The organism is Vibrio sp. 10N.247.310.23, assembly GCF_041467155.1.
In the GTDB taxonomy this organism is placed as follows: Bacteria; Pseudomonadota; Gammaproteobacteria; order Enterobacterales; family Vibrionaceae; genus Vibrio; species Vibrio crassostreae_C.
In genome coordinates this window covers 102,905-120,885 of sequence record NZ_JBFSTZ010000018.1, presented here as the reverse complement: position 1 = coordinate 120,885, position 17,981 = coordinate 102,905, and the positions used below count along the sequence as shown (strand labels likewise).

The window sequence follows — 17,981 nt, the reverse complement described above, 5'->3', positions numbered from 1 at the left end:
AGTAATCAGGAATGCTTTCTGCGTGAATGATAGCTTCTTCAGCATTAGCAAGGATCGGTATTCCATTGGCTTTGTTATCAAGAACTTCACCAGCATCTAAGCCAGCAGACTCACTATCAATAACCGATAGAATACGATAGCTTAACGAATGTCTCACTAACCCATTAGCGGTTTTACCATCAATTTTACCAAAATTACCTTCGCAATATACAATCGCAGAAGGGATTACAGGTTTTACTTTTTGAGCAAGTGGTAACCAAGGTGCGAAATGGGGTACGTCGTTGTTGATTTCTACATTTTCAATTCTAGTGAGTTTGAAGATGTTTCTTAACTTTTGAGTTGAAATGGACATAATTAAAGCCTGCGGTGAGGCTTAGGAGGGCAACTAAGGAGTGCCGAGGTGCGAGTTCGGAAAAGAAAAGAAGTCCCCACTAAGCGGTAGGGATAACAACCAAGGTAACACACTCACCAGACTTTTGTTGGTTATTATTAATACGCTTTCTAAGTCTATCACTTTCAGGCTTCACCCATACTAACGTGACTGATTAGAGATCTAAGACTCATTGTTCAACGTCGCCGTATCAACCTCTCAGCTTTAAGGTTTCAAGATACTTTTTCTAATATTAGTTAAGTGAATTAGAGTTTTGAGTTTAACGCGTTTTTGTCCAATTTCGTGCTAGCAGGTACCAGGATATTCCGTGATTGTTAAGTTCGATGAAGGGATAAAGCCTTCGAATCAACCTAAGTATGTTTTGAAAATGTGATTAAAAAGGCTGAATCAATAAACTGATCAGCCTCTATCAATTTTTTCCATTAAAGGTAACGGCTTCTTAGGTGGTCTTTGAAGTATTGCGCATTCAAGGTTTCACCGGTTGCGCCTTTCACCAAATCATCAGTAGTAAGCAGGCTGCCTTTGCTCTAAATGTTCGATTCTAACCAATTGAAGATAGGGGATAGGTCACCGCTTTCAATCACTGAGTTCACATCCACTGTTTTCTTCATTGAAGCCATGAACTGAGCCGCGTACATCGCACCTAATGTGTAAGGTGGGAAGTAACCGAATGCGCCGTCCGTCCAGTGGAGAATGTGACCTGCATTTTAAGGTAGTTGCGGCTGTCCAAATTCTTGCTAACGGGGCGACTTAACTCACAAAGTACGAAAAGTGGGGGCAGAGTACAGTTCTTGACTCAAACGAATTCGCTAGTTTTTGCTCTGTAAATCGCACTGAAAGAGTCACACACATACAAGGTAGTATGAGCATAGCCTTGAACAAGCCCAAAATCCTCGCTGAGAGCGTTTGAGGCGGTCTGAGGGTTGTTTTTGGTAGCTAATTTACCCATTTACCATAATAAGAATGATGAACTCCGACATTAATTGCATGAAACGAGAGCTATCTATTTAGTTTCACTGCTGCGACAATCTTAATTTCTTACTAAACTGGAATTAGTATTGAACTAATAAAAAAGGAATAGTTATGCGAATTGTTTTTTTTGTTTTTGCTCTTTTTTTTTCTTCCCTTTCATTTGGAGGTTTTAAACCAATTCACGATAAAGCCTTAGAAGAAAAAGCACTCGATGCATTAGAAGTTCACTTAGTAGCTGAAGGTTTGATAAGAGATGATGCTGAGCTAGCTCTCGCGTATGAGGAGGGAGGGAAGAGTATTTTTTTCTTTCGAGTAAGAGAGCATGAAGGTGGGGATGAGTTATATAGGGTTTTTTGCTCAAAGGCTAGGTGCCGTTTTAGTTATAACTGACAATTGAAGTTGTAGTGGTCTAATGATCCCTGACAATCACGTAAGCGACTTTTTCTATCCTTTTAATTCATGCTTTGCTTAATTGGCAATCTTGCTAAAACGGAAATGTCCAGAGGCTTCATAAGCCTGAAGTTTTACTCGTGGCGCTTTTCTTGCAAAGTGCCTGCTAGCTCAGATCTGCCCCAAAATCACTTAGATTGAATACTCTACATCGTTTAGGATGCGAACATTTTCCCTACTAAAAGTCATCCATCCTTATGAACTTTAGTTGTGAACAATTGCTATGTATCACATCAACCATTTAGTCACTTTATCTTCACGGGCTGGGGGTAAAATCACAACAAACTGTATGATATCTTTTATATTATTTAAAGGTACAGGGAAAGTGACATGACTGAAGAGATAGTCAGCTTGATACCTCACACTCCTATATAAAGGGTGTAATCCATCAAAACTCGAACTTAAAGTTAACTGAAACGAAAACAAGGCTCTAATTGAACCTTGTTAAAAAATTGGATGAGTCTATGAGTTAACGACGGAGACCATCTTCAAATCGCTTGCGATAATTGTTTATCACGGTGATTAACGACTTTTTAATATCAACAATTTGTTTGGAATGTGGACACCAAAGCGCGAAGCCAAACTTGAAGCCCTCTAGCATCTCATCGGCTTCAACTGGCTCAATAGCATGATTGGCAAACTCAGTATTAGAAAAGGTTTTAGGCAGTAACGCCCAACCCAACCCCGCTTCGACCATCTTTATCACTAGGGCAAGTTGATCGATTGCTTCATTGTCTGAGCTGTAAATAATCTTCTCTGACATACCTTCTTCAATAAAAGATCGTAAGACAAATTGTTTGCTGTTTTTCAGAGCCACCAAGACTGCACTTTTCTCCAACCTAGATAGATCTCCACCTTTTTGAACAAAAGGGAGAAATTCGAAATGCCCAAGGAAAGTAGCATCAAAGCTATACATCGCCTGACGGTCATGCACATTGACGATACCAAAATGGTATTCGCCACTATCTATGCCTCTTTTGATGTCCTGTTTATTCCTAACAAAAAAGTTCACGCGCATTAGCGGAAAATCGCGAAGAAATTGCTGGCGGATTTCAACCAAAGCGCGATGAGGAATCACACTAGAATAAGCGATGTTGACGCTTTCTAATCCACCATAAGAGAGGCTTAGCGCCAATTTATCGAAAGTACGCGCTTGCTCGATGGTTAATTTAGCATTGTGATAAAGAAGGTGACCATCTTCAGTTGGCTCTACCGAACGCCCCACTCGTTCAAACAAACTGACCGCTAGTTGGTCTTCAAGGTTGGTAATCACCTGCCCTATCGTAGTTCGGTGCTTATTGAGTTTGACCGCGGCTTTGCTAAACGAGAGTTGTTCATAAACGGTCACGAACGCGAGAAGTTGTTCAAAACTAAAATTCATAGGTTTCGCTTCCTTTCTAGAGTGATTTACTTAAAATATGATAACTGATCTGCACCAGTGATACTGGACATTCGACTAAGCGAGTTGCCCTACTTCTGTTAATTCATGACTTACTAAATTAGATAAAACGCAACTCGGAAATGTCCAGAACCTTCACAGATGGCACTTCGTAACTCAGAAGTGCCCCTTTTCTAGTTAGAACCAAAGCTACCCTTCAGCCATAATTGTGACTTTTGACTTACAATACTTGTACTATGCTTTTTTCAGCTTGGTTCTACTTACACAGCAAGCTCTGCAAGTAGAAACCTTCAATGTAGTTGGGCGTTTTATCTACAGATAACGACTTCTCAAATGGTCTTTGAAGTATTGCGCATTCAAGGTTTCGCCCGTTGCACCTTTCACCAAGTCATCAGTGGTCAGCAGGCTGCCTTTGCTCCAAATGTTTGATTCTAACCAAGTGAAGATAGGGGATAGGTCACCGCTTTCAATCACAGAGTTTATATCTACCGTTTTCTTCATTGAAGCCATGAACTGCGCCGCATACATCGCACCTAATGTGTACGATGGGAAGTAACCAAATGCGCCGTCTGTCCAGTGGATGTCTTGCATACAGCCGTTAGTGAAGTTGCCTTGAGTGCTTAAACCAAGGTAAGACTGCATCTTGGTATTCCATAACTCTGGCACGTCAGTGTGTTTGATCTTGCCGTTGATCAAGTCACGCTCAATCTCGTAACGCAGGATAACGTGTACAGGGTAGGTGAGTTCATCAGCATCGACACGGATGAAGTCTTTCTTCACGCGCGTGTAGATCTTCTGGAAGTTTTCTTTCTCAAATTCTGAGCCTGAGAATTGCTGACCAGCCAAGTTCGCTAAGTGTCCAATGAACGGGTCGCTGCGGCCGACTTGCATCTCGAAGAATAAAGATTGAGATTCATGAATGCCCATAGAACGAGCTTCCCCCGCTGGTTGTCCTGCTAGGTGTTTTGGTAAGCCTTGTTCGTAACGTGCGTGGCCTGTTTCATGCACAATACCCATTAAGCTTTGAACGAATTCCGCTTCGTCATAGCGTGTTGTGATACGCACGTCTGAAGGGACGCCGCCACAGAATGGGTGAACACTTTCATCCAATCGGCCGTGTTCAAAATCGAACTGAAGCAGCTTCATGACTTCTAAACCCAGTGCTTTCTGTTTCTCGGTCGAATAGATACCTGATGGTGCGTTAAATTGCTCGCTCGATTGTTTTTCGATCACTTCATCAATTAAACCTGGAAGCCAAGTTTTAACGTCTGCAAATAGGGTATCAAGTGAAGTAGAGCTGGTGCCCGGTTCATAAATATCCAGCATCGCATCATAAGGCGTTAGGTTGGCTGCGTCTGCGCGAATCTGCGCTTCTTCACGAGAAAGCTCAACCACTTCACGCCAGTTCTTTTCGAATCCAACCCAGTCGTTGTTACCGCGTTGGCTACGCCACGCATGTTCACATTTTGAACCCGATAGAGATTTCGCTTCAACCAATTTTTTTGGAAGTAGGTTTGCTTGTTGCCACTGGCGTTTTATTTCACGAAGTGACGATTGTTGCTCAGTGTTCAGCGCTTCATTTTCAGCGTCTGCAATCCAATCGCCAAGCTGTGGTTGAGTCATTAAGCCGTGAATATGAACAGAAAGCTCGGCCATCGCTTCACTACGAGCTTGGTTACCACCTGCTGGCATCATTGAAGCTTGGTCCCAACCACAAATAGAAGCTAGGTGTTGAAAGCGTGAACATTTTTGAGAGTGTTCGACTAGTTTTTTGAATGCGCTCATTTGACTACTCTTAATTTGGTTTCTTTAAATGATCCTTAGGGCTGCGTCAGCGTTAAGGTTCATCTCGTGTACTTTGATTATGGCTTTGCTTTTTAATGACGCCGACCTTCGCAGTCGAAGATATAGCGAGAAAAGCATGAGGCGGTACGATGCCTTGAATTTACTATTTCTTAACAAATCAAACTGTTCTATTGTGCACAAAATCAGTGAGTTGTATAGCTGGTGGCAATTGTTGCTTGCGAATTGTTCAGATACACGGTATTGATGATAGATCTCTGAACAAAAATGACAATGATATGGATATTTTGAACTTTGAGGCATTTCTAATTGCCATCACTATTTTAACGCTAACGCCGGGCTTAGATACGGCTTTGGTGATTCGCAATACTAGCCGCTCTGGCTTAGCTGACGGTTGTATGACGAGCTTTGGTATTTGTAGCGGCTTGTATGTACACGCGTTTTTCTCTGCTGTGGGTATATCTGCAATCCTCGCCCAATCCGCTGAACTCTTTCAAGCCGTTAAGATGGTAGGTGCGGTTTACCTCATCTGGCTTGGCTTAAGCAGTTTGCGAGCATTGATGAAAAACGGTGGCGGTTTGAAGGTCGGAGAACAAGCTCAGCAGGCATACAGTGCAAAGCGTTCTTTGCGTGAAGGCTTTCTGTCTAACGTTCTTAACCCAAAAACAGCAGTTTTCTATCTGGCCTTTTTACCTCAATTTGTAAACCCTGAAGGTTCGCCTTTATTGCAATCTATGTTGATGGCTTCGGTACACTTTATGATTGCGATGGTATGGCAATGTGGTTTGGCTGGCGCGCTTAACTCGGCTAAAAATTTGCTCAAAAATGCGAGTTTTATGAAGTGGATGGAAGGCGTGACGGGCATGGTGCTGGTTGGGCTGGGTGTTAAGCTTCTGATGGAAGAGCCTGTGTAGTTCACCGTTTTCAGTTGAACATGAATATATGAAAGCCCACGATGTGTCGTGGGCTTTGTGCTTTATTACTGGTAGATCTTTGTACCGATCTTATTCTACAGCGCAGTTATTCAACGACGCTAATGTTCATCTCAGCACCTTCGAAACCTAAGTCACTCAACTCATCGGCGTTAAAGTTGGTGGTAACTTCGATGTCGCCAATGCGCTCAGTAGATTCGTTGACGGAATCAGTACTTCTTTTGCTGCGTAGATTGTTAGTAATTGGTGTTGCTTGTCCAATTTCGATAGTACCTGCAAATTGAGATTCAGCGTAGAAATCTCCAGACACGTAAGAGTGGAAGGGGCGTAAGCTTCCGCCAGTCGCGTATTGCATGCTTGATAAGCCAGCTTCTTTAATCGCCCAGCCCCAATCCCACCATTTAGTTTCACCTGGGATGTAACGGTGATCCCATTGGTAGCGAATGTCGGCAGATTCACTGCTGCCACGGCCCATGGTGAAGGTATGAGCCTTGTATGGACGGTTATCTGGATGGGTATGCCATGCGTTGCCACCCCAACGAAGGAAGCCGTTGAATTCAACATCGTAGCTAATATCGGCGTTGAATCGGTACGGGTAAGAGATGCTTGAACGATACAGCTCAACTCGAATCGGTAGCTCCGAATTCGCAGGAACCATAGGACGAGCTTGAAGTGTTACTTGTTCGCTAGTGGAGTTGCCATTTGTTTCAGCGAAGCTTTGGTTAGCCTCGAACTTAACGGTGAGCTTAGTTTCGCCAACCAAAGGCCACTTGAAGGTGTTCTCTGTTTGAACGCTCTGTGAGAATCCGTAGCTGTTCGTTTTCGACCAGTTTGTTGATTCGTCTACTTTTAGGTCTACCACCACTTGTTGCGCGATGTTGCTGTTGTTTCTTGCCGTCGCGTAAACCGTTTTCACTAGTTCACGATCCGACTCGACAACATCACCATGCCAAAAGTTGTCGTCGTTAACGGTGTAGGCAAAATTGTCGACGGTGATTTTGGTTTTTTCATCACAGCGATAGCCGCTACAAGAGCCATTGTTATTTCCTTGTATTACCCAACTGTTGCCAGAGCGCTTTATCGTCATGTCTTCGCCCACGTACTGACTGTTATTACCGCCAACCCAAGCGTAACCTAGGTTGTGGGCTAAGTAGCTTAATGGGCGTACAAAGTCGTTACGGTTGTTCACTAATTCATACTGAACATCGATTTCGCTGCCTTCCTGAACCGATTTGGCGGAATAGTTAGGGATTTCAGATTGGTCGTTGTTTGGGTAACAGAACGTTGACCCACTGCTTGATTGCTTAATTTCGCCATGATAACCCGGCCCCATGATTACCCAGTTTCCTTTTAACCCGGTGATCTGCCAAGTGCCCATGCGAGCGACCAAAGTACTCTTCTGCTCTTCTGCTTCATAACGGTCTATAGGACGATAACCAGAGCGACAGACATCTTCACCAAGTTGGTCAAACACTATTTGGTCTGGGTAAATCTTCGCATTTACACCGGTTGATAGAACAGACAACACTGCGGTTGCTAAGAGACTTCTGTTTACTGTGATCATTAACAATTCCCTCATTTGTAATTTTTCTATTTTGATAATGTTTTGTGTGCCGTGCAGTTAACAAGACAAGTTCACTTTTTCATGTTGATAAATAGATAGATACTGAAAAGGGTTGAATTAAATTACCCAGTTAATTCAATGGCTTGTATTGTCATTAGTGTTTTTACGGTGAAAGAGTATGCAACTGAACGTAAATTGTTTGATGGGGCTCAAACCGTTTTTAGAAAAATGAAGGCCCATTATTCGGGCTTAGACGTCAAAATTATTTGACGTTATTTTTGGCGTTTGTATGAATGGTTAATTAGAAGAACAGGTATAACCATTCACAATACTCGTAGTTTTAAGGTGGGCAGGTAGTGAGTGACAAAGAGTAAAAATCTAACTTGAATATTTTGCTTTGCTATCGGTTTTAAAATGCAAACACTTAAAGTAAGGAAGACTGTAATAATTGTATTACTGATAAAATAATGAAAATAACCATCCGTTTTTTATGTGTAATATCGGAAAAGCTTGCTACTTGATAATAGGGCACTTTTTGCTAGTGGTTAAACTATCTCTAATTATCGTTTGGCCAGAAGTTGCGTTCGGCCTGTATTACACGTTTTAATGATGGCAAATAAATCATTCGAACTTAAGATATCAATCTTTACCGTTAATGGGTCATTGTTGATTAACAGGTAAGGCGCCAATCGGCTGTCATTCATTGTTTTATTTATTTTTTGCACAGAGACTAAGTCAATGGTGCCAGAAATAGAAAAGAAAAGTGATTGAGAAGGACGGGCTGTTCCTCTGAATCGCAGAACAAGTGGGTCGGGCATGTTGTCGTCTTGAACGGACATCAGGTGCAGCACCTTGTTGTTACTTATTTTCGTTAATCCGTCGGTACGTAATACATTGTCATTCACTATCAGGTCCACCACGCTATGTTGGTAGCGATGCTCTTCTTTTGGTTGGGGCGAAGGGATACTCCATATGCCAACCAATAAAACGAATGCAGAAATGAGCGCAACGATTGGCATCATAATTGACCTCTTTCTAGGAATAGGGCCAGTTCGGTACTGACTTGATCTAGTTGGGTTGGCGTGTAAAAGATGTTGACGGACTGGCGTGTGGCTTTGTTCAGAATAGATAGCTCAGAATATTCCGCTTCTTCGCTAATGTACGCCACGCAATCACATTGATACTGATAGAGAATGCTTTCTAGCTCTGGCGTCATCGCCATTTCAGGGGCTTGGAAAACTTGTATTTGACCTATCCATTGCTCGCTGAGCCGGTTAACGGGTTTGATATCGCTGAGGTTTCTCTCATTAACCTTAGCAAAAGCCAATAACGCTGATGCCAACAGTAAGCAGCCAGTGGTGAAGTAGCACAACTTGTTTCGGTTTTCAGCAGTGGGAAAGTAAGCCGACGAACTTTGTTTAGGGTTAGGCTTAGGTTCGACTGCAACAGCTGCACCGATAGCAATACCGTTATTGCCGACGGGTATCAGGTTGCTCGCATCAGCAAGGGGAGTTGTGGCTGCATTATTGATGGGGGAGTCGATTACCACGCACTCATCGATAAGGCGATAGCCCACCTTAGGAACGGTGACGATTGGGGTTTCTTTGATGCCTAATCTAACGAACCCTTGGCGCAGTAAACTTATACTTTTCGCTAGTGACGTATCCCCTATGAACTCGTTTCCCCAAGCGAAGCTAATAATATCTTGTTTGTTAACAATATCGGGTGAGTTTTTATGTAATAACTCCAGGACCCGAGTTTCACGGTATCCTACTTTAATAGAACGTTCATCGTTATAAATACGGTTTTTAATCGGGTCGAATCTGATCATATAGCCAACGTTTTATTTTTATTATAATTCTCTCTACAATGTAGATGACTATAAACTGACTAATATATGAATTAAAGTCACATGTTTTATTCTTCTGGTTTTTTGTGTCGTTGAAACGAAAAGAAATTTAATATGTTTGTTACAAAACGCCTGACACCTACGCACAATCTGTTAAATATAAGTAATATCTAATTAAGTGTTGGTTTTATTAGTGTTCTTTTTAGTAGTCTTCTATCTTCTTTATTAAATCGCATAGTGGTCGATTTAATATTCTTGTTGTTTATAAGGGCATATGTGCTGCATAATAATTTAAGACGTTTCGCTATGTGATGAAAATAAAAAAGCCCGCAGTTGAATGCGGGCTTGGTATTCAATCACTTCAGTTTACGCTTTAACTGCTTCACAATCATTTGAAGACGTCAACGGTTTGAAGAATAGCTTGGTTTCTTCGATAACAACGTGGCGCAGCAAGATAAGCCCGATTAGGTTCGGAATTGCCATTAGGCCGTTCACGATATCAGCCATTATCCAGATCATGTCGAGCTTTAAGAATGCACCAGAAGCCACCAACGCAATGAAGATGATCTTGTAAGGCAATACAGCTTTGGTACCTAGCAAGAACACAACACAGCGCTCACCGTAGTAGTTCCAACCTAAAATTGTTGTAAACGCAAAGAAGATTAAGCCAACAGAAACCAACATAGGGCCAAGGGTATCTGCATTCAGACCAACAGCGAATGCGTGAGTGGTCATCGCAGCGCCTGAAAGATCAGTCTGCCAAGCACCCGTTAAGATAAGCGCCAAACCTGTCATCGTACAGATGATGATGGTGTCGAAGAAGGTACCTGTCATAGAGACAAGTCCTTGTTTCACACATGAGTCTGTTTTAGCCGCTGCTGCAGCCATTGGTGCGCTACCTAGGCCAGATTCGTTCGAGAACACACCACGAGCGATACCTGATTGGATAGCAAGCATGATGCTCGCGCCAAAGAAACCACCGGTTGCTGCTGTGTTGGTAAACGCAGAAGTCACAACAAGGGTAATGGCATTCAGTAGTTGGTCGGCATTTGAAATCAGAACGCTTAAACACGCGACGACGTACATAACCGCCATAGTAGGAACAACTTTCCCTGCCACTTTAGCGATAGATTGGATACCACCAAGGGTAACCACTGCCACTAATATCGTAAGAACGACAGCAGACATCTCACGCGAAGCGCCAAATGAGATTTGAGTTGCGTCCAAGATAGCGTTGACTTGTGGGAAGGTACCGATACCGAAGCAAGCAACGCCGAGCGCGAAGACAGCGAACATTACCGCTAAGATTCGTGAGCCGACACCGTATTGCAGGTAGTACATTGGGCCGCCAACCATTTCGCCATTGCTATCGGTTCTGCGGTATTTAACGGCGAGTAGACATTCTGCGTACTTGGTCGCCATACCAAATACAGCGGCAAGCCACATCCAGAATAGGGCACCAGGGCCACCAATCTTGATTGCGGTCGCTACACCAACGATGTTACCTGTACCAATGGTTGCTGAAAGTGCAGTACACAAAGCCGCGAAACTCGATACGTCACCCGTACCAGATTTGTCTTTGCTGAACACCATTTTCAGTGCAGTTGGGAGGTGTCTAAACTGGAGTAAGCCTAAGCGAAAAGTAAAGTAGATACCTGTACCCACTAGCAGAATAAGCAGTGGTGGTCCCCAAACGAATTGGTTGATGGTTTGTAGTGTAGCTTGTAGGTGGTTCATAGATTCCCCTTAATAAATTAAAAATTTAAGGAGAAGAGGGAAGGCAGTGCAGATCTCAGGGATCGGGGGCACTACTTAATACATACGGATTTCTAGATAGAATTCTTGTGTTAATTAAGGCTGTTGCTTTCCACTCCTCTGTCCTTTTGCCTGAGAGTTTCACTTAGCGAATCACTTATAGATAAGTAACGGGCACTAAGCTTGCTCCTTCGGCGACCGATCTAACGGTTCTCTCCAGAGGTTCCTCCAACGACAGTCCTCACTTTTCTGGATTTCTCCAGCATAAAGCACCTGAAAGATTTACTTCTTCGGCGGGTCAATCTAACTAAATGTTAATGTTTAGTTAAAAACCACTCTCCTGCAGTCTTCATCGGAACAATTACCTAAATAATTAGGTAATCTGTAGGCGTATCCTAGATCATATAAAATGTGATGTCAGCTACAAAATATCTGTTTGCACAAATGTTGTTCAACTAAATGATCAAACAACGAGTCTCTGACGTAACTTGCTTATTTAAATGGTATAAAATAGAGAAACAAGGAGGAGTTATGACTCGACTAATAGCGATTGTTTTTTTATTGGCTTTGGCATTTGTACTATTTCGTTACCGGACAAACGAAAAACTGCAAAAATGGGTAGTGATAGTTATCGTTAGCAGTTTCCTTTTGTATACTGCCAGCTTGATGATTTCGGAGTTAACTCGTTAAGCCTGCCTGTAAACAGGTGGGATGAATGTGTTAGTAAAGCTTAAGTGCTTCTGGCTTGAGCGATAGGTTTAACTGAGCCTTCACAATCAGTATTGGCATTCGTGTCAGTGACCGCGTAACGTTAAATAAATTTTTGGGAGTACCCGCTAGTGAACCAGCAATCTGGACAAAGCGAACAAGATGAAGTGGTTGTTATAGAAGAACGCGATAAGCGCAGTCAGCTCTATATCGGCATTGCTGCGGTTATAGGTTTAGCACTGGGTGGCTTAATTGGTTCTACAGTTACGGCTTCTAAGTGGGAGTCCACTTATCAGGTACTCGAAACTCGTTATCAAGAACTGCATGACAGCAGAGCACAGTTGATGACATCCGTTGAAACTAAAGTGGCAAAAGTTGATACCGAAATCGATGCGAAAGTAGAAGCCGCTCTAGTGAAACAAACGGAAGAGCATCAAAAAGAGCTCCAGGAATTAGCGAAGCAGTCTTCGGTTTTAGAGAAGGCGAACTACTCGTTAGAGCAACAGCTAAATGAACAGAAGCAAACGTTAGAGCAAACTCAGCAAGACAACCAGAAACTTAATCGTCAGGCTGACATGCAATCGACTTTGTTTGAGCGTGCGCGTGAAGTTTTCCGAAAAGAATTACAGATTTCTCAAGAACTTGAAAAACTTGAGAAAGAAAGAGATCAACTCGAGCAGAATCTTGGTTCTCTTAAGAAAGCGTGTGATGTTTACTTAGATGGCACATCATGGGATGCGAAATCTGACGCGTGTGAGAAGCAAGATAACGCTAACTCTCGACTGAGTGATATAAGACAAATGATTGAAGTCCACACCATGGACCTCAAACAGATCAAAACTCTCACTGAAGAGATGGGTCTATAAGCCGAAGGCTTACCAACCTAACGTTAGTTTTTCACTAAATATTGAAACGCCCACATCACACACGTGATGTGGGCGTTTTGCGTTTGTCGAGAGCATAGATCCGGTGCTTTCTCATTATTGATTATTTGCGTGTTTTCATTGTTTGCTTAGATATTTGTGAATAGTTACGTATATCCACAATGATATGTTACTTGTTGTCTATTAAATGACTTTGCATACATATTTTCAGCTCAGAGTCGCTGCATAATAGTGTTGTTCAGGATGAACACGCAGTCGATTGCTAGCTCGCATTTGGCTGCTTTGACGACAAGGGATGGAGTGATGCCAGAGTATCTTTGTGAGAACTGCACCATAGCTTATTGTTTCGATGATTGTCGCTCGCCATTAGCGCAAAAAGAGATGATCAAAGTAGAAGAGTTGGTTCGTCGTGTCGATGTTGAACACGATGTTGAACACGATGATGAACAGAGTGAAAAGGGTGAAAAGAGTGAGCAGGGCATTGAAGGTAGTTATTCGCCTAATCGTTCAGACATAAAAAATCCCCACAAGCCAAGCTGGTAGGGATTTTGGATAAGTTGCAGTCCTGTTCTCGCTTTCTCAAGCAAAGGGTCTTACAAAAATTTTTAGAACAGTTTCGTTTTTAGAGCTGTGTCGTTTCTTAGAATGCAGTTAGCTACTAGAGCAAAACCTCATTCCACTAAACGTTATTTCTCATACGTTTTGATTTCGCCTGATTTCACACGAGCAACAAACGATTGCAGTTCTTTCTTCACAACTGGCATCAAGAAGTACAGACCAAGAATGTTGAAGATAGACATCGCAAAGATAGCCGCATCAGAGAAGTCGATTACCGCACCAAATTGAATCGTGGCACCAATAACAACAAACACACAGAACATCACTTTGAAAATCAGTTCCGTTGTTTTACCTTCACCAAATAGGTAAGTCCAAGCCTTAAGACCGTAGTACGACCAAGAGATCATGGTAGAAAACGCAAACATAATTACCGCGAGAGCGAGTGTGTATTTGAATACTTCTGCCGTTTCAGTAAACGATGCAGCAGTCAGCGTTACGCCCGTTAAACCAGAACCATCGAATGGACCTACGTTTAAGCCAGCAATAGTGATAACCAATGCGGTCATTGTACAAATGATTACCGTATCAACGAACGGTTCTAATAGTGATACTAGACCTTCGGTGATTGGTTCTTTTGTTTTAACCGCTGAGTGAGCGATAGCTGCTGAACCTACACCTGCTTCGTTCGAGAACGTTGCACGTTTCAAGCCTTGAATTAACGCACCAATAAATCCACCAACAACACCTTCACCAGTAAATGCACCTGTAAAGATTGCGCTGAATGCAGGGCCGACTTGATCAAGGTTAGAACCGATAACAATCAGAGCCATACCGATATACAGAGCAGCCATCCAAGGAACAACTTTTTCCGTTACCGATGCGATAGAAGGCATACCACCAACAATCACAGAGAAAACTAAAGAAGCAAGTACAAGGCCAGTGATCACACCGTATTCACTTGGTACATCAAATGCGTAAGTTAACATGGCGTGTGCTTGGTTAGCTTGGAACATGTTACCGCCGCCCAATGCGCCCAAAATACACATTAATGCGAAACCAATAGCGAGCACTTTACCTAGTCCGCCTAAACCTCTTTCACCCAGACCTTGGCTTAGGTAGTACATTGGACCACCCGAAACAACACCTGAAGGTAGGATAGTTCGGTATTTCACACCTAAGGTACACTCACAGAACTTAGAAGCCATACCCAGAAGGCCACACAAGATCATCCAGAATGTCGCGCCAGGGCCACCAATCGCAAGTGCAGCACCCACACCGGCAATGTTACCAAGCCCGACGGTTCCAGAAAGGGCAGTAGCTAAAGCTTGAAAATGGGAAACTTCGCCGTCTTCTATTGAGTTAGGGTCTGTGTACTTGCCTCTAATGATATCTACAGCCATACCGACTCGCTTAAATTGAACGAAGCCAAAGTAAACAGTAAAGATCAACGCAGCGAGTAATAACCAGCCAACAATAATAGGGAAGTTGGCTTCGCCAACCGGTACACTTTTAAATATGAGTCCAACGAACCATCCTGTGTAGTCGTTGAAAAACCCATCAACACTTTGACTTAAGTTGCTGATAGCTTGGTTAAATGATCCTTCTTCTGCAAATGCACTGGAACTAAACAATAATATAAACCCAAAAAATAATTCACGTATGTTTTTCATGGTTTTCCCTGTCTTTTTAATAAATTATGTTTGTTGCTGTTGTGTTTGTTTTCTATTTGATTTGTATATCTCAGTGGTTTATCTACTTCATTCGACGGCAACATAAACGGCTGTAGCTAGGTCGAAAAACGAAATAAATATAAGTACTGATCTTGCTTTGTATGGATATCCTTTTGGTATGTGCACCAATAAGACTATGGTATTCGGGCTACCAAGTCCTACTGATAATCCTATACATAAAAATAATGCCAACAAAGAAATTTTTACAATAAATTTACAATTGTTCGGGTTTTGTCATCATTTGGGAATAAGTCGGTGCTTTGTAGGCTGAGAAAAGTATATGCAGTAGTTGTTTTAGGGACGGGTGAAGGAGAATTCAGAGTGATGGGCTGTAGGGGAATAGGGGGGACATAGAGGGAACGTAGGAGAGTTCGAGTATTCGATATGTTTTCGAGGTGTTTAAACATACGAAGGCTAAAGGTGTGTTCGGATCTGAGGATATTAAAAGCCCTTTATCAGAGCTTTTTGATGAGCGGGAAGCATGAATACTTTCCGCTAGCACATAAAACTAAACGGTTCGATGACTATTGCTATTGCCAACTGTGCTTTTGCTGGATTTGTGGTAGAGCTTAAGTGCCAATAACGAACCCCACAATAAAACCTGTCCCCATAGTAATGTCCATTGAGACGCCACTTCTTGCCAAGATGCACCCATCTGATTAAGTGCTAAGAAGCCTTGGATAGCCGGTGTGCTTGGGAATAGCTGTGATAACAGAACTAACCATTCAGGCATCATTTCAACTGGCCAGATAAAACCTGAAGAGAAGATCAGTGGCATTGAACTGATTAACACTACTACCGTGACGAGTTCTCTTCGTGGTACTAACTCACCAATCAAAATCCCTATCAAACAACTGGCCAGTAAGAAGGGCAGAAGTAAGGTTAAGATCTGTGTTGTTGAGGCGAGCTGGTTTATCCCATACATCGAAAAGCTAGCGCCGAAATAGTACATCGACAACAAGTAATAAATGCCGACTAAGGTACAACAGCGAGCAAGCATCAGTTTCGCTGGAGAGGTCTTACTCCAGTAGCCAAATGTCGATTGAGCGTTTTGGGTTGCACCCACTAAACCAGAAGCCATGGCTAAGGTTTGTTGCAGGATCAACACAAAGACGGCTGGAACCACGTAATCGATGTATCCCATGTGACTATTAAACGTTGGTTTCAGGTTCAAGCTGAATGCACTGTAACCTTTGGCTGCCGATTCTAAAGGCACACCTTCGACTAACAAATGGCTGACCTTAACTTGCGCAGCTAACGTACCACCGGCCTTGGCAAGCCCTTCAACAATGGTTCCGTAGACCAAGAAGTAAGAAGCATCACCAGCGTAAGAAAGTGTCGGGCTCTTACCGAGCAGCAAGTCTTTATAGAAGTTTTCTGGAATGACAAGGAACCCACCAATCTCTTGGTTAAGTACGGCTTGTTTCGCATCGGCGATGGTGGAGTCTCGACGAACCAATTCGATTTGAGAGGTGGCATCCACCATACGCTCTAATTGATAGCTGCTTTGACTCTTATCCAAGTTCACAACCGAAGCTTTCAGTTGTTGAGGAACTTGGTTCGCGTAAGGCAATGGATACAAGAAGGAATAGAAGACCACACCACCAAATACCGTAAGAAGCACGACAGGGTTGCGCAATACCGCTAAGAGTTCTTGCTTGAGCAGTTGAGTAAAGCTCATCGTTTTACTCCTTGTTGTGCTGATGCTTCTGGCTGTGTTGACGGCGTTGTTTTTGCAGATATAGCTGCTTTTGTAGATGGATCTGCTTGTGCAGTTAGAGTTGATTGCGCCAAGTGTTTCTTAATTAGCAACATTACCACGAAAGCAGGAACTGCATACCACAACATAGAAGAGAGGCTGATCAAAGACTGTGCTGCGCTCACACCATAACTAGACTGCGCCGTTTGTACTTCGATGTAATGACTCACGGGCAATAAGCTTCTCCAAATTTGAGCAGCTGTATTCATGTCTGTTACTGGAAAGGTAATACCCATGAACGCAAAGCTTGGTGCCGTAAATGCGCCAGCGAAACTCATCGCCCTTGCTGGATCAAGTGTTAAGAAGAAAAACAAACAACCCATAATGATACAACTGATCACGGTTAGCAGTTGGACAATAGTCAATGCCACAAAGCTGCCGTTAAATGGCCAGTCTAAGAGCACATAGAACCAAAAACTAAACGCGATACCAAACATCAAAAACAAGACAAGGTAGGGCGTTAATGTTGATGCGAGTGACTTCATAGGGGCGTTGGATAACCAAGCGTGAAGCCCACGAGCTCTAACGTTCGCCGTCAAAACCAATATCGTGCCCACCACAATCATGATCTGCCACAGTGCAGGAATAACCGCAGACACCAAGAACTGTGCATAACTGGTGTTCTTGTTGAACAGCGGCGTGATCTGGCTTTGTACCGTTACTGCTTGGCCTAATGCGGATTGCACCGTGGTATCACCGTGTGACAGCTGTTTCACGACTTCAAGTTGCGCGTTAAAAGTCCCTTGAGCCTGCAGCAAGGCAGAGTTCACCAGCTTACCGATTAAGATAAATTGGCTGTTATAGAATACAGACACTTGCGGATTCAAGCCGAGCAGAAGGTCTCGGTCGAAGTGCCTTGGTATCACAACATAACCATAGATATCACGTTCGATCATCGCTTTCGCCGCATCACTCGCAGAGCTGTATTTCTGAGTGACTTGCAGCGTTGGTGACGCATCAACAAGGCGTGTGAACTGTTGCGAGATTTGACTGTGCTCAAGGTCGACAACTGCGACCGGTAAGTCACGAGCGATCCCTTGTGAAAAAATCAGCCAGATACTGGCAGCAAGCAGCAAAGGAATCCAAGTTAGGCAAGACAACAACCATTTGTCTTTGCGGACAATCGCCCACTGCCGAAGCAAGGTATTCTTCGCTCTATGATGCTCAGTTGATTGCGAGCCTCTAGATTGCGATCCAGTATATTGAGAGTTAGCAGACATAAGTCAC

The 17,981-nt window shown here is 43.0% G+C and carries 13 protein-coding genes, 2 pseudogenes and 1 riboswitch; of the genes and pseudogenes, 4 read left to right on the top strand and 11 right to left on the bottom strand.

The features are described from left to right. Together AB6D93_RS15030 and AB6D93_RS15025 are read right to left on the bottom strand one after the other, a co-directional pair. A pseudogene (locus AB6D93_RS15030) lies at positions 1 to 352 on the bottom strand (DUF1611 domain-containing protein); the annotation flags it as partial. Positions 353 to 813: 461 nt separating this feature from the next. Then, positions 814 to 1,083 (bottom strand): annotated as a pseudogene (locus AB6D93_RS15025) (carboxypeptidase M32); the annotation flags it as partial. 391 nt (positions 1,084 to 1,474) lie between these two features. On the opposite strand from AB6D93_RS15025, the gene AB6D93_RS15020 reads away from it, so the two are divergent. Then, positions 1,475 to 1,753 carry a hypothetical protein gene (locus AB6D93_RS15020; protein ID WP_017063787.1) on the top strand — a complete coding sequence of 93 codons (279 nt, stop codon included), beginning with the start codon at positions 1,475 to 1,477 and terminating at the stop codon, positions 1,751 to 1,753. 529 nt (positions 1,754 to 2,282) lie between these two features. On the opposite strand, the gene AB6D93_RS15015 is transcribed toward AB6D93_RS15020, so the two are convergent. Together AB6D93_RS15015 and AB6D93_RS15010 are read right to left on the bottom strand one after the other, a co-directional pair. After that, positions 2,283 to 3,194, bottom strand: a complete 912-nt coding sequence (locus AB6D93_RS15015) for a LysR family transcriptional regulator (protein ID WP_102333401.1) — start codon at positions 3,192 to 3,194, stop codon at positions 2,283 to 2,285. 330 nt (positions 3,195 to 3,524) lie between these two features. Further along, on the bottom strand, positions 3,525 to 4,997 hold the full coding sequence (locus AB6D93_RS15010) for a carboxypeptidase M32 (protein WP_372050082.1): 1,473 nt from the start codon (positions 4,995 to 4,997) through the stop codon (positions 3,525 to 3,527). Positions 4,998 to 5,293: 296 nt separating this feature from the next. On the opposite strand from AB6D93_RS15010, the gene AB6D93_RS15005 reads away from it, so the two are divergent. Next, positions 5,294 to 5,929: a LysE family translocator gene (locus AB6D93_RS15005; protein WP_017058961.1), complete on the top strand. Its 636-nt coding sequence runs from the start codon at positions 5,294 to 5,296 to the stop codon at positions 5,927 to 5,929. A gap of 106 nt (positions 5,930 to 6,035) precedes the next feature. Here AB6D93_RS15005 and AB6D93_RS15000 read toward each other — a convergent pair whose 3' ends face one another. The 4 genes from AB6D93_RS15000 to AB6D93_RS14985 form a co-directional block, all read right to left on the bottom strand. Beyond that, complete coding sequence (locus AB6D93_RS15000) at positions 6,036 to 7,511, bottom strand: aerolysin family beta-barrel pore-forming toxin (RefSeq protein WP_017069347.1); 1,476 nt, start codon at positions 7,509 to 7,511, stop codon at positions 6,036 to 6,038. Between the two features lie 560 nt (positions 7,512 to 8,071). Further along, the gene (locus tag AB6D93_RS14995) at positions 8,072 to 8,533 is read right to left on the bottom strand and encodes a hypothetical protein (RefSeq protein ID WP_017059728.1); all 462 of its coding nucleotides are present in this window, start codon (positions 8,531 to 8,533) and stop codon (positions 8,072 to 8,074) included. Beyond that, entirely contained in the window at positions 8,530 to 9,342 is an 813-nt protein-coding gene (locus tag AB6D93_RS14990) for a winged helix-turn-helix domain-containing protein (protein ID WP_102333375.1), read from the bottom strand. The genes AB6D93_RS14995 and AB6D93_RS14990 overlap by 4 nt, the downstream gene beginning before the upstream one ends. 384 nt (positions 9,343 to 9,726) lie before the next feature. Next, positions 9,727 to 11,097 (bottom strand): sodium:alanine symporter family protein, encoded by a 1,371-nt coding sequence (locus tag AB6D93_RS14985; RefSeq protein WP_017059726.1) that lies wholly within the window; start codon positions 11,095 to 11,097, stop codon positions 9,727 to 9,729. A gap of 128 nt (positions 11,098 to 11,225) precedes the next feature. Beyond that, positions 11,226 to 11,345: riboswitch (glycine riboswitch) on the bottom strand. Between the two features lie 609 nt (positions 11,346 to 11,954). Here AB6D93_RS14985 and AB6D93_RS14980 point away from each other — a divergent pair. Together AB6D93_RS14980 and AB6D93_RS14975 are read left to right on the top strand one after the other, a co-directional pair. After that, a complete protein-coding gene (locus tag AB6D93_RS14980) occupies positions 11,955 to 12,689 on the top strand; it encodes a chromosome segregation ATPase (RefSeq protein WP_017059725.1) in 735 nt (244 codons plus the stop codon). A 321-nt stretch (positions 12,690 to 13,010) separates the two neighbouring features. Beyond that, the gene (locus AB6D93_RS14975; protein WP_017063799.1) at positions 13,011 to 13,250 is read left to right on the top strand and encodes a hypothetical protein; all 240 of its coding nucleotides are present in this window, start codon (positions 13,011 to 13,013) and stop codon (positions 13,248 to 13,250) included. A 143-nt stretch (positions 13,251 to 13,393) separates the two neighbouring features. Here the strand turns inward: AB6D93_RS14975 and AB6D93_RS14970 are convergent, their stop codons facing one another. The 3 genes from AB6D93_RS14970 to AB6D93_RS14960 form a co-directional block, all read right to left on the bottom strand. Then, complete coding sequence (locus AB6D93_RS14970) at positions 13,394 to 14,935, bottom strand: sodium:alanine symporter family protein (RefSeq protein WP_017063800.1); 1,542 nt, start codon at positions 14,933 to 14,935, stop codon at positions 13,394 to 13,396. A gap of 568 nt (positions 14,936 to 15,503) precedes the next feature. Beyond that, positions 15,504 to 16,676: an ABC transporter permease gene (locus AB6D93_RS14965; RefSeq protein WP_102333374.1), complete on the bottom strand. Its 1,173-nt coding sequence runs from the start codon at positions 16,674 to 16,676 to the stop codon at positions 15,504 to 15,506. Beyond that, complete coding sequence (locus tag AB6D93_RS14960) at positions 16,673 to 17,974, bottom strand: ABC transporter permease (RefSeq protein ID WP_102333373.1); 1,302 nt, start codon at positions 17,972 to 17,974, stop codon at positions 16,673 to 16,675. The genes AB6D93_RS14965 and AB6D93_RS14960 overlap by 4 nt, the downstream gene beginning before the upstream one ends. Positions 17,975 to 17,981: the final 7 nt, after the last annotated feature.